The organism is Treponema endosymbiont of Eucomonympha sp. (assembly GCF_001028545.1).
The window spans coordinates 1-458 of the sequence record NZ_BBPW01000618.1; the positions used below are offsets into that span (position 1 = coordinate 1).

Genomic DNA, 458 nt, shown 5'->3' on the forward strand with positions numbered 1-458 from the left:
AAGAAGGTAAAAGATAGTTGTGAGTATGGTTCTGCATAGCCATGTTTTGCACGCCGCTTCCGAACTCAGAGGCGTTTCCGCCTTCCGCACGAAAAAAGAGCCCCGCAAACGAACTCGATATTAACAGCCAGACGCCGACAAAGATTTTGTCAGGCGCGCTTTTGCCGGGCAACTGAAAATAAACAAACCAGACCGACACAAAACTTTTCCCCTCTTCTGAAAGTATTTCTCCGCCCACCCGCAAATCCTTTTTAACGCCGAGTCCGCCCGCAACGGTGAGCGCGCCGGTCTCGGCGCTGGTGCTCTGCGTAGCGTCTTTTATTGCCGTGTTTCCGTAGAAACTTGCGGGCGCGGGGTATTCGGGCGAGCCTACTCTCAGTCCCGGCTCTTCACCGTCGACCGCCGCGCTTTCCGGGTTGAACGCGAAGAGCACGGGGTGCGACGCCTGCCCGCGCCGC

At 56.8% G+C, this 458-nt stretch carries 1 protein-coding gene; it reads right to left on the minus strand.

The window, feature by feature from the left end; translation table 11 throughout:
* Positions 1-433 (minus strand): hypothetical protein (locus AWU74_RS12250; protein WP_498067497.1); only part of this gene is annotated, 433 nt, incomplete at its 3' end.
* Positions 434-458 lie beyond the last annotated feature (25 nt).